Annotated in this window: 13 protein-coding genes; 7 read left to right on the top strand and 6 right to left on the bottom strand. The window is 48.3% G+C overall.

Features of this window, described 5'->3' with window-relative positions; all coding sequences use genetic code 11:
* Window positions 1-115: 115 nt before the first annotated feature.
* The 5 genes from HPS53_RS05625 to HPS53_RS05645 all read right to left on the bottom strand — a co-directional run bounded on the left by HPS53_RS05625 (window position 116) and on the right by HPS53_RS05645 (window position 6,911).
* The gene (locus HPS53_RS05625; RefSeq protein WP_172204974.1) at window positions 116-2,017 is read right to left on the bottom strand and encodes an ATP-dependent DNA helicase RecQ; all 1,902 of its coding nucleotides are present in this window, start codon (window positions 2,015-2,017) and stop codon (window positions 116-118) included.
* A 37-nt stretch (window positions 2,018-2,054) separates the two neighbouring features.
* Window positions 2,055-3,782 carry a single-stranded-DNA-specific exonuclease RecJ gene (gene recJ, locus HPS53_RS05630; protein WP_172204977.1) on the bottom strand — a complete coding sequence of 576 codons (1,728 nt, stop codon included), beginning with the start codon at window positions 3,780-3,782 and terminating at the stop codon, window positions 2,055-2,057.
* Between the two features lie 200 nt (window positions 3,783-3,982).
* A complete protein-coding gene (locus HPS53_RS05635; RefSeq protein WP_104369254.1) occupies window positions 3,983-4,225 on the bottom strand; it encodes a hypothetical protein in 243 nt (80 codons plus the stop codon).
* 62 nt (window positions 4,226-4,287) lie between these two features.
* A complete protein-coding gene (locus HPS53_RS05640) occupies window positions 4,288-5,493 on the bottom strand; it encodes an aminopeptidase C (protein WP_172204980.1) in 1,206 nt (401 codons plus the stop codon).
* Between the two features lie 23 nt (window positions 5,494-5,516).
* Window positions 5,517-6,911: an aminopeptidase P family protein gene (locus HPS53_RS05645; RefSeq protein WP_172204983.1), complete on the bottom strand. Its 1,395-nt coding sequence runs from the start codon at window positions 6,909-6,911 to the stop codon at window positions 5,517-5,519.
* Window positions 6,912-7,977: 1,066 nt separating this feature from the next.
* Between HPS53_RS05645 and ffh the strand changes: the two genes are divergently transcribed.
* From ffh to HPS53_RS05680, 7 genes are all read left to right on the top strand, one after another.
* Window positions 7,978-9,321, top strand: a complete 1,344-nt coding sequence (gene ffh, locus HPS53_RS05650) for a signal recognition particle protein (RefSeq protein ID WP_104369390.1) — start codon at window positions 7,978-7,980, stop codon at window positions 9,319-9,321.
* 140 nt (window positions 9,322-9,461) lie between these two features.
* Window positions 9,462-10,340, top strand: coding sequence for a bifunctional methylenetetrahydrofolate dehydrogenase/methenyltetrahydrofolate cyclohydrolase FolD (gene folD / locus HPS53_RS05655; RefSeq protein WP_104369391.1), 879 nt, complete (start codon window positions 9,462-9,464; stop codon window positions 10,338-10,340).
* Window positions 10,340-10,519: a tetratricopeptide repeat protein gene (locus tag HPS53_RS05660; protein ID WP_104369392.1), complete on the top strand. Its 180-nt coding sequence runs from the start codon at window positions 10,340-10,342 to the stop codon at window positions 10,517-10,519. The genes folD and HPS53_RS05660 overlap by 1 nt, the downstream gene beginning before the upstream one ends.
* A gap of 68 nt (window positions 10,520-10,587) precedes the next feature.
* Window positions 10,588-10,821, top strand: coding sequence for a 4Fe-4S binding protein (locus HPS53_RS05665; protein ID WP_104369393.1), 234 nt, complete (start codon window positions 10,588-10,590; stop codon window positions 10,819-10,821).
* Window positions 10,822-10,825: 4 nt separating this feature from the next.
* Window positions 10,826-11,914 (top strand): 3-methyl-2-oxobutanoate dehydrogenase subunit VorB, encoded by a 1,089-nt coding sequence (locus HPS53_RS05670; RefSeq protein ID WP_172204986.1) that lies wholly within the window; start codon window positions 10,826-10,828, stop codon window positions 11,912-11,914.
* A gap of 8 nt (window positions 11,915-11,922) precedes the next feature.
* Window positions 11,923-12,684 (top strand): thiamine pyrophosphate-dependent enzyme, encoded by a 762-nt coding sequence (locus HPS53_RS05675; protein ID WP_172205198.1) that lies wholly within the window; start codon window positions 11,923-11,925, stop codon window positions 12,682-12,684.
* A gap of 60 nt (window positions 12,685-12,744) precedes the next feature.
* Window positions 12,745-13,287 carry a 2-oxoacid:acceptor oxidoreductase family protein gene (locus HPS53_RS05680; protein WP_104369431.1) on the top strand — a complete coding sequence of 181 codons (543 nt, stop codon included), beginning with the start codon at window positions 12,745-12,747 and terminating at the stop codon, window positions 13,285-13,287.
* A 126-nt stretch (window positions 13,288-13,413) separates the two neighbouring features.
* On the opposite strand, the gene cobC is transcribed toward HPS53_RS05680, so the two are convergent.
* A complete protein-coding gene (gene cobC, locus HPS53_RS05685; RefSeq protein WP_104369395.1) occupies window positions 13,414-13,944 on the bottom strand; it encodes an alpha-ribazole phosphatase in 531 nt (176 codons plus the stop codon).
* Between the last annotated feature and the right edge of the window lie 223 nt (window positions 13,945-14,167).

A 14,167-nucleotide genomic window follows, 5' to 3' on the forward strand; every position in this document is an offset into this window, starting at 1 on the left:
TCTGCCTGTTTATTCTTTAAGCCATTATTGCCGCTTTTACAGTCATAAAACAAATCTTGGTTCTATTCTGCCGGTAGCTTTTCTATGCTTTATATGTTGTTTGGAGGTATTTATCTCAGTTACCGATGAATATCATTCCGTCCATGCGGTATATCTTTTCCTCATTTATGAGATATGTCTGGGCAGTATCGATTTGTTCGTATGGTCGTTTGATGGTGTTCAGTTCTGTAATCGGATGTGGCTTCATGTCGCTGAGTATTGCCATTATCTCTGCTTGTGTTTCGGTGGTGGCGTCACCGTGGTTGTTTTCTTTTCTGTGCTCCATGCACACATCGCATGAATCGCAGTCATGGTCGGTATGTTCTCCGAAATATTCCAGCAACATTCTGCTGCGGCATGTGTCATCGGTCGCCGCATATTCAATCATTGCGTTGATGCGCTCGGTGAATTGCCTTTTCCTCTCCTCGTACACTTCTTTTGGAAACATCAGGTGTTCGGTGTTCTCCCGTCTTTGTGTGTAACGGATATAGGGTGTCTTTTTTCTCGGTATGAACTTGATGATGTGTTTGGCCGCGAGCAGTTTCAGTGTGAGATATACTTCGTGTGATTTCAGTCCTGTCTGCATGGCTATAAGGCTCTCGTCTATGAAGTTGTAGTCGCTGAACAGCCCTCCGTAGTTGCGTAACAGTGTCACAATCACTTTATCTTCGTTCTCCGAGTTGTTCTCGAGTCGGTAGAGAGTGTCGCGCGACACGGTGAACATCACTCTTGCTTTGTTGTCCTGTTCATCGGTGTACTCTATGTATCCGGCACGGTTCAGTATTTTCAGCGCGGCGTCGGCCTGTATAGGGAAGTGCTTGAAGTTGTGGCAAAACTTTTCTATGTTGAATTCGAATGTCATTCCGTAACCTGCACCCGCGGCCACCTGATAGAAATAGGCCAAGTGCTCGTAGACCTTTTTTATATATTCTTTGTCGGGGAATGTGTCGCTTATCCGCTTTGTCAACTTGTTCCTGTCGCTGTCGTTATACAACATCACGGCATATCCTTTGTTTCCGTCTCGCCCGGCCCGGCCGGCCTCCTGGAAGTACGCCTCTATGCTGTCCGGGCAGTCTGTGTGCACCACTATGCGCACATCGGGCTTGTCTATGCCCATGCCGAAAGCGTTTGTTGCCACCATCACCCGCACTTTGTCTTCCTGCCAGTCTTTCTGTCGTTTGTCTTTCTCTGCGCTTTCCAGTCCGGCGTGATAGAAAGTGGCCGGCAGTCCGTTCTCGTTCAGCATTACGGCGATTTCTTTTGCCCGTCTTCTGCTGCGTACATATACGATGGCGCAACCCTCCACACATTCCAATATGTGTATCAGCTCTCCCTGCTTATCCATTGTCCGGCGTACCACATAGGCCAGGTTTTTGCGTTCAAAGCTCATCCTGAACACTCTTCTTTCTTTGAAACCGAGCTTTTCTTGTATGTCGTCCACCACATTCGGGGTGGCCGTGGCGGTTAGTGCGAGCACCGGAACGTCGGGATGCAGTCTGCGTATATCGGATATTTTCAGGTAAGATGGCCTGAAATCATACCCCCACTGACTTATGCAGTGAGCCTCGTCTATGGCGAAGAAACTCACTTTAATATGTCTGAGCTTGGTTTGGAATATTTGTGAAGACAGGCGTTCGGGCGATATATAAAGTATGCGGACTGCGCCGAACACACAGTTTTCCAGAATGGTGATGATTTCCGTTCGCGACAGTCCGGAGTATATTGCTGCGGAAGAGATGCCCCGCCGCTTCAAGTTCATTACCTGATCTTTCATCAACGCTATCAGCGGCGTGACTACGATGCACACCCCGTCGGCGGCAAGTGCGGGAACCTGAAACGTGACAGATTTGCCGCCCCCGGTGGGCATAAGTCCGAGCGTGTCTTTCCCGGAGCCTATGCTGTCGATTATTTCACGTTGTATGCCCCTGAAATCATCGTATCCCCAATATCGGCGTAGTATTTCTCTATATTTGTCCATCCTTGTCCCGTGGCTTGCTTTAATAATGATAAAAGCGTCATTGCGGTTCTTCCGACGGTTTGATGTCTTCTATTTGCAGTTGTACCTCGTTGCGTTTGTATGCGTTTTCTTCTATTGTATATACTATATCAAACGAGCGTTTGCTCTTGATGTACCTTGCGGCCGCGCTTTGTCCGAACGCTATTCCGTTCATCACATTGCTCGAACGGCTGTCCACAAGTTCCAGTTTGATGTGCTCCTGATGGCGTCCCACAACCTTGCTCGTGCCGTAATCATATACATTTTGCGTGCAGAACAGCGGCTTCGGGTTGCATGGTCCGTGCGGTGCGAACTTTTTCAGGTCGGCATGCATCTTTTTTGTTATATCCTTGAAGTCAATGACAGCCTCTACGTCAAGTATGGCCTGTGTCTGTTCCGGCATGATGTGGTTGACAACATACTCTTGAAACCTCCGGCGAAATTCTGGTATGTTCTCCTCTTTCATCGACAGGCCGGCTGCGTATGTGTGCCCTCCGAAGTTGACCAGGAGGTCACGGCAGCTCTTTATGGCGTCATAAATGTCGAATCCCGCCACGCTGCGTGCCGAACCGGTGGCAATGCCGTCGCTCATTGTGAGCACCACCGTTGGGCGGAAGTAGATCTCCGTCAACCTTGATGCCACAATTCCGATCACGCCTTTTTTCCAGTTTGCGTCATATAATACAATAGATGACAGATGCTTCTGGCTTTCCAGTTTCTCAACGATGGAGTTCGCCTCTTCCGTCATCTGCTTGTCAATGTCCTTGCGTTGCTCGTTATATTCGTTTATCATCCCTGCCTCGGCCATTGCCCTCATAAAATCTTTCTCCACGAGAAGCTCTACCGTTTCCTTGCCGTTCTGCATCCGTCCGGACGCGTTTATCCTCGGACCGATTTTGAACACGATGTCGCTCATAGTCAGTTCGCGGTTAGACAGTCCGCAGATCTCAATGATTGCTTTCAGGCCTGTTGATGGATTCTGGTTCAGTTGCTTAAGCCCGTGGAATGCGAGTATGCGGTTCTCACCTGTCACCGGAACAATGTCCGACGCGATACTTACTGCGCAGAAGTCAAGCAGCGGTATCAGCCGGGCGAACGGTATGCCGTTGTTTTTGGCGAACGCCTGCATCAGTTTGAAGCCGACGCCGCACCCCGAGAGGTGGTGGAACGGATAGGTGGAGTCGGGCCGTTTGGGGTTCAGTATGGCCTTGGCCGGCGGCATTTCCTCATCAGGCACGTGGTGGTCGCATATTATGAAATCTATTCCTATGCTTTTGGCATACGCTATCTCTTCGATTGCCTTTATTCCGCAATCGAGCACGATGATAAGTTTCACACCTGTTTCTTTCGCATAGTCTATGCCCTTATAGCTCACACCATATCCCTCTTCGTATCTGTCGGGGATATAGTATTCTATATTCGAGTAGAACTGTTGCAGAAACTTGTACACCAGAGCCACGGCCGTACATCCGTCCACATCGTAATCTCCGTAGACCATGATGCGCTCCTTGCGTCCCATGGCATCGTTCAGCCTGTCTACGGCTACGTCCATGTCGTTCATCAGGAATGGGTCGATAAGCTCGTTGAGCATAGGGCGGAAGAAACGCTTTGCCGCCGACTCGGTCTTTATACCGCGTCGGATGAGCAGGTTGGCGAGAGTCGGACTCATGCCGATTTTCTCTCCCAGTTCCTTAGCTGCCTTTTGTGTCTCCGGTGTTGTTGGTTCGTAATTCCATTTGAAGTACATTATATTTATTTTTTTTATTTTCTTCGCTTGTAAAAGTAGCCTTGAAAAGGCGTATATGGGTGTAAAGTTACTAATAAAAAACAAGAAATTGGAATATTGACGTGTAAGTTTTTGAGTTTTTAAGTTTTGCGATAAAAAACAAAGTGCCGGCCGGATGACAACCGGTCGACACTTTGTTTGTGTATGGATTTGTTCGTTTTTTATCCTATTGTATATGCGATAATCACGGCAATGAGCATCACGGCTGCTGCCACTACCATTGCGTTGAAGAGATATTTCTGCATCTTCTTCTTTCTTGCTATCGACCTGAGACTGCGTCTTTTCCACTCGCTTACATCATTTTTGCCTCTTTTGTGGTGCTTTGAGTGTCCGTGATGATGTCCGGACGAATGGCTGTGGTGGCTTGACGAATGGCTGTGATGATTTGATGAATATTCAGACATTTCGTTATATTATGTTTTCTGTAAATAAATTAATCTCTGATTTCATTGCGTTTTGCTGCTTCTCAGATGCCGAGCTTCTTGCGTATGTCTTTCGGTATTGCGTTCTTATTGACCATGTAGTCCATTGTGTTTGCCGCTATGAAAGTCTTGGTCATATACCAGATGCCTTTGTAGTCACCGAATTCACCCCATGAGTTCTTCACCATGTAGTACTCCTTACCGTTCTGGTCTTTGGCTATACCGAATATCAGCATGCCGTGGTCGTCTGTCAGTTCCCAGTTGTCGAAACGCTCCTGGCGCATCTCTTGTGTGGGAGTGATTTCCGGTGCTGTGCAACCAAGCGAGTCATACAATTCCGCTTTCTTTGTTCTTTCCAGTCTGAGCCATTTTGCGGCATCGCTTCCGGAAAGTCCCTGTATTTTCTTTGTGTCGTAAGCGTATGCCAGTCCTTTGCGTGTGAAACCCTCTTCGCTCACGTCGCCGCCCCATGCGATGCAGTAACCCTCGCTGATTGCGTTGTCGATTATGCGCATCATCTCGTCCATGGGCACATTATAAGACAGAGGGTTGCGCCAGTTGTCCTGTACTTCAACCGCAAACTGTGTATAGAACGGGTGGTGTGTATAAGAAGTGATGGTCACGTAGTCATCGAAATTGAGGCCGAGACTTGCCGCAAACGACTTCGGTGTATACTCCTTGCCCTCATACTTGAACTTTTCAGGGCATTTGCCGAGGTATGCGTCAAGGATGCCTTGTAATCCCACTTTCCACTGGGAGCTTATTTTCTTTTCCGAACTTTTGGCTATCGCTGCGACATACGGCTCCATGAGAGAGAAGAACTCGTTGAAGTTGTTGAGTGAGTCTCCGTAGAGTGTGCCGGGCAGAGGCATGGCTTCTTCCGGACATATACCGTAGTGTTTCAGGCAGAAGAGAGGGTCGTAGCATGAACCACCCTGTGAGAACTGGCAGTCGCCGTGCAGTCTTACCACCTGGATGGCACGATCCATGTATGTCTTGTTGGCTACGAAAGATTCACAGAGGTCGTATGTCTTGCCTGTCTTTTTCAGTATCTCGCTCTCGAAATAAGACAGGGTCGAGTAAGCCCAGCAAGTGCCGCTGCGGTTCTGATCCTTGATACTTGTGATTTTGTTCTCCTTGATTGTGGTGAACACAGGCTTGTTCTTGTTCACCGAGTCTTTTTTCCCTTCCTGGGCATAAGCGCCCGTGAATGTCAGGGCAGCCAACGCCAAAGCTAAAAACTTCTTCATTGTTGATTTTCTTTTGTTATTTATTAATATTTGTTCATATATTCTTCCACGTCTTCGGGATGGTATGGTATGCGCTTGTTGCCGAGGAACCGGCATCCGTCCTTTGTTATGAGTATGTCGTCTTCGATGCGTATTCCTCCGAAGTCCTTGTATGCTTCGAGCATGTCGAAGTTAAGCCATTCCTTGCAGTGTCCCTTGGCACGCCATTCGTCTATGAGCGCAGGTATGAAATATATTCCCGGCTCATCGGTCATCACAAAGCCTTCTTCGAGTCGTCTGCCCATACGCAGGCAGTTTGTTCCGAACTGTGTTGAAGGTTGAGTCTCATCGTCGAAACCCACATGTTTTTGTCCCAGTCCTTCCATGTCGTGCACATCCATACCCATCATGTGGCCGAGGCCGTGCGGGAGGAACATGGCGTGGGCACCGGCTCTTACCGCCTCTTCGGTGTCACCTTTCATAAGGCCGATCTCTTTCAACCTGTCGGTCATCATCCGGCATACGTCCATGTGTACGTCATACCATCTGACACCCGGTTTTGCCACTTCAATGGTATAGTCGTGGCATGCTTCCACGATGCGGTAAATGTCGAGTTGCCGATCAGTGAACTTTCCCGACACGGGGAATGTGCGTGTATGGTCTGAGCAGTAATCGTCGAGTTCGCATCCGGCGTCGCACAGTGCCAGCCGCCCCGTTTCCAGGATATTCTCCGACGGGCAACCGTGCATGATTTCTCCATGTTGCGTGAAGATGGTGGCGAAACTCACTTTCGATGACAGCGAGCCGGCCATACCGTCAACCTGCCCTCCCACGAAACGTTCTGTCACTCCCGGGCGTGTCGTTCTCATGGCCGTGGTGTGCATCATGTAGCCGATGTCGCATGCCCGTTCAATGGCCGCTATTTCCTGAGGTTCTTTTACGGCGCGCATTTTTATTACCGCCTTTATCAGTTCGAGCGATGCTTCTTCTCTCTGCCTGACCGGGTGAATGCCCGTCAGGTCCATTATCTGTATCATCGTGTCGTGCCTGTATGGCGGCAGGAAGTGTAGCTTCCTGCCGGCTTTCATCGCATCGGCGCAGATCGTTTCGAGCGATTTCATCGGCGCCGTATGGCGCACGCCAACCTGTGCCGCCATGTCACTCACGCTGTCTACCGAGCCGAACCACACGATGTCTTCAATGTCAATATCGTTGCCTACGAGTGTCTCCGTGTCGTTGTCTATGTCTATAACGCCCGCAAGACCGTCACGGTGCTGTCCGAAATAGTATATGAACGTGGAATCCTGCCTGAAAGGATAATATGCGTTGGCAGGATAGTTGGCCGGTGCGTCGTTGTTGCCGAATAGTATCACGATACCTCCGCCAACGAGTTTTTTCAGTTCTCCGCGCCGGCGGATATATGTCTCTTTATCAAACATGATGTTTAAGAATATTTAGTAATGTGCAAAGTTATATATTTTTTGTCGAAAAATTATATAAAAAGCGTTTTTTAAGTAAAACTTAATATATCGGAATGTTTTTTCGGATGTATCGTGAAGTGTATCGCATCGGAATTTGTTTTCAGCGTTTTTTTGAAGTAAATTTGTGGACTAAAAAACGTTTTAAAAACACGAAAACTATGATAATAATTTACAAAAAGTTTATGATTTTCCAGTCATTGATATCTGAAAGCGGCTGTAAGTCTGCTTTGAAATGTATATTTATGCAATCGGATCTGGCTGTGATTTTTGATAAATGTACTGTGTCGGCATCCGGTTTGCTGATGTCAGATGCCGGATATATATAATGTCTTGGCTATATATGCGTCGTGTATTGTGTCATGACAATTCGTATGTGGTGATTTGTTTCCGCATATATGTATATGCTGGGTGAAACCGAAATGCTTCCGGGACTTTGTTCCGGAAGCATTTTTTCTTTGTTGGAGACATATTTTTGCCTTGTATTAAGGTATTGGTCGGGTTGCGTTTAGCGTCTAAACGGAAGCTGACGGGACGCTAAATGCATTCCAGTTAGTATCCCGTTGCATGACAACGGGATACTTAATGCAAATGGTCGCCGATATTTCGCTTTACGGGTTGTTGGCCGTTCGGCTCAAATCGTTGTTTTGTCATTTTTCAATGGTGGAATTTTCGTTGTCCTTGGCGTTTGTGCATAAATATTCAAAATGCAGATGTGATTTCGATTGCTGTCCATATCGCATTGTGTCGTGATATTTTGTTTACATATAAGTGGCTTTCGGATGTTCTTCTTGAAGTTTTGATTGGCAGTATGTCATCAGCGTTAAAGCCGGTCGTCGTAAAATTTCTGATGCGGCATTCGGGAAAATCATTGTGTGTGTATAATTATTGCACATTAAGATGTAAATGTGCGCAATTTAAAAGACCGACGTTTTAAAATAGTTTAAAACACAGATAACATATTCGTTTTTTCTGATAATATAGCGTAATTTTGCAGAAAAAGCAATAATAAAGACACATTATATATATGTTTGAAAATTTAAGCGACAGACTTGAACGATCGTTCAAAATTCTCAAAGGCGAGGGAAAAATCACCGAAATCAATGTTGCGGAAACGCTTAAAGACGTGCGCAGGGCGCTGCTTGATGCCGACGTAAACTATAAAGTGGCCAAGACATTCACCGACACGGTTAAGAAAAAGGCTATGGGTATGAACGTGCTTACGGCCGTGAAACCGAGCCAGTTGATGGTAAAGATAGTGCACGATGAGTTGGCGGAACTTATGGGCGGAAAGGCGGTCGACATAAAAATCGAGGGCCGTCCGGCGATAATCCTGATGTCAGGACTGCAAGGTTCCGGAAAAACGACGTTCAGTGGTAAACTGGCCAACATGCTGAAAAACAAGAACCGCAAGAACCCTCTGCTCGTGGCTTGCGACGTGTATCGTCCGGCTGCTATCGAGCAGTTGAAGGTTGTGGGGCAGACAGTAGGTGTGCCGGTATACTCGGAACCTGAAAGCAAGAACGTGGTGGAGATTGCCGCCAATGCCATTCGTGAGGCCAAGGCCAAGGGACACGACGTGGTTATCATAGACACCGCCGGCCGGTTGGCTGTCGATGAGGAGATGATGGATGAGATCGAGAAACTGAAGAATGCCGTAAACCCCGATGAGACCCTTTTTGTTGTAGACTCGATGACGGGTCAGGACGCTGTGAACACGGCCAAGGAGTTCAACGACCGTCTCGATTTCGACGGAGTTGTGCTCACCAAACTCGACGGTGACACACGTGGCGGTGCGGCGCTTTCCATACGTACTGTTGTGACGAAGCCAATCAAGTTTGTCGGAACGGGCGAGAAAATGGAGGCTCTCGATGTGTTCCATCCCGAGCGTATGGCCGACCGTATTCTCGGAATGGGAGATATCGTCAGCCTGGTGGAGCGCGCGCAGGAGCAGTTTGACGAGAAGCAGGCCAAGGAGCTGGAAAAGAAAATACGCAAGAACCAGTTTGACTTCAACGACTTCATGAGCCAGATACAGCAGATAAAGAAGATGGGTAACATCAAGGACCTGGCAGCAATGATTCCCGGTGTGGGCAAGGCTATTAAAGACGTTGATATAGACGATAACGCGTTCAAAGGCATCGAGGCCATCATCAACAGCATGACCCCGAAGGAGCGTTCCAATCCCGACATCATCAACCAAAGCCGCCGAATGCGCATAGCGAAAGGCTCGGGTACGAACATTCAGGAGGTAAACCGCCTGTTAAAACAGTTTGACCAGACAAGAAAGATGATGCGCATGGTCACCGGCACGTCCAACAGCAAGATGATGCAGATGGCAAACGCAATGAGAAAGATGAGGGGGATGTAAATGATGTAAATCTTAGTATAGGGAATCGAAAGAGTTAAAAGGAAACAGCCACAGGCCTCAGCCAGCGTATTGCTTTTAACTCCTTTGACTCAACAAGGAGAATACTATAACTCCCAACCCAAAATATAAATAAAAGAAATATGCGACTGATAGACGGAAAGGCTACCGCGGCCAAGATAAAGGAAGAGATAGCGGAGGAAGTGAAGGCAATAGTGGCTTCGGGAGGCAAACGCCCGCATCTGGCGGCAGTGCTTGTGGGTCACGACGGTGGCTCGGAGACATACGTGAAGAATAAGGTGCTGGCTTGTGAGGCTTGCGGATTCAAGTCTTCTCTGATACGGTTTGAAGACAATATCACGGAAGCTGAATTGCTCGAATGCGTCGACAGACTCAATAATGATGATGATGTGGACGGATTTATAGTGCAGTTGCCGCTTCCGAAGCATATTGATGAGCAGAAGATAATAGAGGCGATAGATTATCGTAAGGATGTGGACGGGTTTCATCCGATAAATGTCGGGCGGATGGCAATTGGCCTGCCGTGCTTCATTTCGGCCACTCCTCTTGGTATAATAACTCTCCTGAAAAGGTATGGGATAGAGACAAGCGGTAAAAAGTGTGTCATCCTCGGTCGCTCGAACATAGTGGGCAAACCCATGGCCCAGCTCATGATGCAGAAGCAGTATGGAGATGCCACGGTGACGGTATGTCACAGCAGGTCGCAAAACCTCAAGGAAGAGTGCAGGCAGGCGGACATTATCATAGCCGCCATCGGTCGTCCCGACTTCGTGACGGCGGACATGGTGAAAGAAGGAGCGGTAATTGTGGACGTGGGCACGACCCGTGTTCCGGATGCGACTCGCAAGAGCGGCTTCCGTCTCAACGGTGATGTTAAGTTTGACGAGGTGGCTTCTTTGTGCTCTTTCATAACTCCAGTACCCGGCGGTGTTGGCCCGATGACAATCTGTTCGCTGATGAAGAACACGTTGGCGGCAGGCAAGAAAGAGTATTACGGATAATGACGGCGCAGGAGTATTACCGTTTGGGAAACCGTTTCCGCCGTGAGGGCAACTGGCAGGAAGCCATCAACAATTATATTGCGGCAATAGCTCTCGACCCTGACAGCCCCGCTGTCGAGGCCAAGCGCATGCTCGAAGATATATTAAACTATTATAATAAGGATATGTATAATCCTTGATTCATCGTGGAGCTGACATGCAGTAAAAACCGTGATGGATATTCCTGTGATAACAAAAAGACTGATTTATGAGTAAGATTATTGGCGCTGTCGTGGTAGATACGGGACGTTGCAAAGGCTGTTCGCTATGTGTGGAGGCTTGTCCGAAAGACGTACTTGCCATGGCAAGCAAAGTGAATGTCAACGGATATCAATACGTTGAGGCGGTCGCTGCCGACGCATGTATCGGTTGCGCGTCGTGTGGCATAGTGTGTCCCGATGGATGCATAACCGTTTACAGGAAAAAAGTGGAGGAACAATAGAACTATGGCAGAACAGGAAGTGACACTGATGAAAGGTAACGAGGCGATAGCCCGTGCCGCAATCCGTTGTGGAGTCGACGGATATTTCGGTTATCCGATAACGCCGCAGAGTGAGATAATAGAGACGTTTGCGCTCGACAAGCCTTGGGAAACAACGGGTATGGTCGTGGTGCAGGCAGAGAGTGAGGTGGCGTCGATAAACATGGTATATGGAGCGGCGGGCGCGGGAAAGCGGGCGTTCACGTCTTCATCGAGTCCGGGTGTGGCTCTTATGCAGGAAGGCATTGCTTACATGGCGGGAGCGGAGATTCCCGGCGTGATTGTGAACGTGCAGCGCGGAGGCCCGGGACTGGGAACCATCCAGCCGTCGCAGAGCGATTATTTCCAGGCTACCCGTGGCGGTGGAAACGGTGATTACAATGTGATAGTGCTCGCTCCGGCGTCAGTACAGGAGATGGCCGACTTCGTGGAGCTTTCTTTCGATCTCGCTTTCAAATACCGTAATCCGGCAATGATACTCAGCGACGGTGTCATCGGGCAGATGATGGAGAAAGTGGTGTTGCCGCCATATAAGTCCCGTCGCACAGAGGAAGAGATACGGAAGGAATGTCCTTGGGCTACTATCGGACGGTCGAAAGACCGCAAGCCGAACATAATGACATCGCTTGAATTGAAGCCCGAGGTGATGGAAGAGCACAACATACACCTGCAAGAGAAGTATGCCGCAATCCGTGAGAACGAGGTCAGATACGAGACAATGCTTTGCGATGACGCCGATTATGTCATAGTGGCTTTCGGCAGTGCCGCGAGACTGGCACAGAAAGCTATCGGCATGGCCCGCGAGGAAGGGCTGAGGGTGGGGCTTTTCCGCCCGATAACCCTGTGGCCGTTCCCCGAAAAGGAGATTGCGGCGATGGCAAATGGTAAGAAAGGTGTGCTCGTGGTGGAGATAAATGCCGGCCAGATGGTGCAGGATGTGCGTCTGGCGGTTAATGGAGAGGTGCCGGTCGGGCACTACGGACGTCTCGGCGGAATAGTGCCGGAGCCTCATGAGATATTGGAAGCATTGAAGACAAAACTGACAGAACGATGAACAACGATATGACCAATCATATAATATCACCCGAAAATCTTGTATACAAGAAGCCGGAGCTGATGAATGACACACAGATGCATTATTGCCCTGGATGTAGCCACGGCGTGGTGCATAAACTTGTGGCTGAGGTAATAGAGGAAATGGGTATGGAAGAGAAGACCGTTGGAGTGTGCCCCGTGGGCTGCGCCGTGTTTGCCTACCGCTATCTTGACATCGACTGGCAGGAAGCCGCGCACGGACGGGCACCGGCAGTGGCTACAGGCATAAAACGGCTGTGGCCGGACAGGCTCGTATTCACTTACCAGGGAGACGGCGACTTGGCGTGTATAGGTACTTGCGAGACGGTACATGCCCTCAACAGAGGAGAGAATATCGTGATAATATTCATCAATAACGCAATATACGGAATGACGGGCGGACAGATGGCACCTACGACTCTGATGGGGCAGAAGACCTCCACATGTCCGTATGGTCGTGTGGCAGAGCTTCATGGATATCCTCTCAGGATAACCGAGATGGCCGCGCAACTTGAAGGAACGTGCTATGTGACACGCCAAAGCGTTGATACCGTGGCTTCGATACGTAGTGCCAAGCGTGCAATAAGAAAGGCGTTCGACGCTTCAATGGCGGGAAAGGGCAGCAGCCTTGTTGAGATAGTGTCTACCTGCAACAGCGGGTGGAAAATGTCTCCAGTGAAAGCCAATGAATGGATGCGCGAGAATATGTTTGAGTTCTATAAGAAAGGAGATTTGAAAGATACCATCTGATGAGTGCTTATCGGTGGCACGGCTATCGGTAAAAACTCCTTGATACATAAATATAGGAACATGGAAAAAGAGATAATAATAGCCGGTTTCGGCGGTCAGGGCGTGCTCTCAATGGGTAAGATACTGGCTTACTCGGGACTGATGGAAGATAAAGAGGTGACGTGGATGCCGGCTTACGGACCCGAGCAGAGGGGTGGAACGGCCAATGTGACGGTGATAGTGAGCGACGAGCGGATTTCATCACCGATACTGAGTACATACGATATAGCGATAGTGCTCAATCAACCGTCGCTCGACAAGTTTGAGGATAAAGTGAAACCGGGTGGCGTTCTTATTTATGATGGTTACGGGATAATAAACCCTCCGCGGCGTAAAGACATCACAGTATATCGAATTGATGCCATGGACAAGGCTGCGGAGATGAAGAACGGCAAGATATTCAATATGATTGTGCTTGGCGGACTGCTTGAAGTATGCCCTGTTGTGAGTCATGCTGGTATTGAAAAGGCACTATATAAGACGTTGCCTGAGCGTCATCACGGACTTATTCCGCTTAATATTCAGGCACTGAAAGCCGGAGCGGAGATAATAGTGAAAAATTGATTTGTATAAAAACAGGATTTGCGGGCGCGATGTTTCTTTATCGTTTACGATTTATTTGATAGAGAACGGTGCCTGCAAATTTTGTACATATCCACAAACCGACTTCCCAAATACTTGTTGTAATCGTTAAACGCTGATTTTCATTATCCCTCCGTAAGGCACGAGGTGTTTGAAACAATCGTTCTTTGGAAACAATCCGCCATATATTCCGGCGCACATCATTACTCCGCCATGTGCAAAGACAGAGACACGTTTGTAGCTATTGAGGCGTATCTCATCAAGAAAAGCTGCCACACGGGCGTACAGCACAGGAAAGCTCTCGCCGTTTTTGGTAGCCGCATGCATGTAATCGTCGTACCATTCTTGCAGTTCCTTGTCTTTTATCTCATCGAATTTGCGCATCTCCCAGTCGCCCATGCTCATCTCTTTAAGCCTGTTGTCGATAGTGGGTGAGGGGTAGCCGCAGTATTCAGCCAGTTTGCGTGCTCTTGTGAGTGGTGATGAGAACACGGCGTCAAACTTTCCATATTCCATCAGATTCTTTTTGGTTACGGCCGCTTCTTGTTCGAACGTATCGTTAAGCGGTACGTCGGTGCGTCCGTAACATGTGCCTTTCGGCACGTTGACACTCGTATGTCTTATAAAGATTATATCCATATCGGTTTATTGTTTCTGAAAGTACAAAGATAAATGATTTTCGGGTAAACGGCAAGCTGCATTCCTTTTTATTTCCTAACCAAAAGTATAGAATACCGAATATTCTTCGTATATTTGCAGAAGATAGGCTGCGTCTCAGTAATTTGAAACAAATTTCATTACAATTTGACTTGCACTATCTTTGCAGAAGATAGGCTTCCCATTGGCAATTTAAGCGGTTTTG

Source organism: Prevotella sp. PTAC (assembly GCF_013166535.1).
GTDB lineage: Bacteria > Bacteroidota > Bacteroidia > Bacteroidales > Bacteroidaceae > Prevotella.

Excerpts from the sequence above, each read along its gene's own strand:
- HPS53_RS05625 (WP_172204974.1), bottom strand. The coding sequence starts at position 2,017 with ATGGACAAATATAGAGAAATACTACGCCGATATTGGGGATACGATGAT.
- recJ (WP_172204977.1), bottom strand. The coding sequence starts at position 3,782 with ATGTACTTCAAATGGAATTACGAACCAACAACACCGGAGACACAAAAG.
- HPS53_RS05635 (WP_104369254.1), bottom strand. The coding sequence starts at position 4,225 with ATGTCTGAATATTCATCAAATCATCACAGCCATTCGTCAAGCCACCAC.
- HPS53_RS05640 (WP_172204980.1), bottom strand. The coding sequence starts at position 5,493 with ATGAAGAAGTTTTTAGCTTTGGCGTTGGCTGCCCTGACATTCACGGGC.
- HPS53_RS05645 (WP_172204983.1), bottom strand. The coding sequence starts at position 6,911 with ATGTTTGATAAAGAGACATATATCCGCCGGCGCGGAGAACTGAAAAAA.
- ffh (WP_104369390.1), top strand. The coding sequence starts at position 7,978 with ATGTTTGAAAATTTAAGCGACAGACTTGAACGATCGTTCAAAATTCTC.
- folD (WP_104369391.1), top strand. The coding sequence starts at position 9,462 with ATGCGACTGATAGACGGAAAGGCTACCGCGGCCAAGATAAAGGAAGAG.
- HPS53_RS05660 (WP_104369392.1), top strand. The coding sequence starts at position 10,340 with ATGACGGCGCAGGAGTATTACCGTTTGGGAAACCGTTTCCGCCGTGAG.
- HPS53_RS05665 (WP_104369393.1), top strand. The coding sequence starts at position 10,588 with ATGAGTAAGATTATTGGCGCTGTCGTGGTAGATACGGGACGTTGCAAA.
- HPS53_RS05670 (WP_172204986.1), top strand. The coding sequence starts at position 10,826 with ATGGCAGAACAGGAAGTGACACTGATGAAAGGTAACGAGGCGATAGCC.
- HPS53_RS05675 (WP_172205198.1), top strand. The coding sequence starts at position 11,923 with ATGACCAATCATATAATATCACCCGAAAATCTTGTATACAAGAAGCCG.
- HPS53_RS05680 (WP_104369431.1), top strand. The coding sequence starts at position 12,745 with ATGGAAAAAGAGATAATAATAGCCGGTTTCGGCGGTCAGGGCGTGCTC.
- cobC (WP_104369395.1), bottom strand. The coding sequence starts at position 13,944 with ATGGATATAATCTTTATAAGACATACGAGTGTCAACGTGCCGAAAGGC.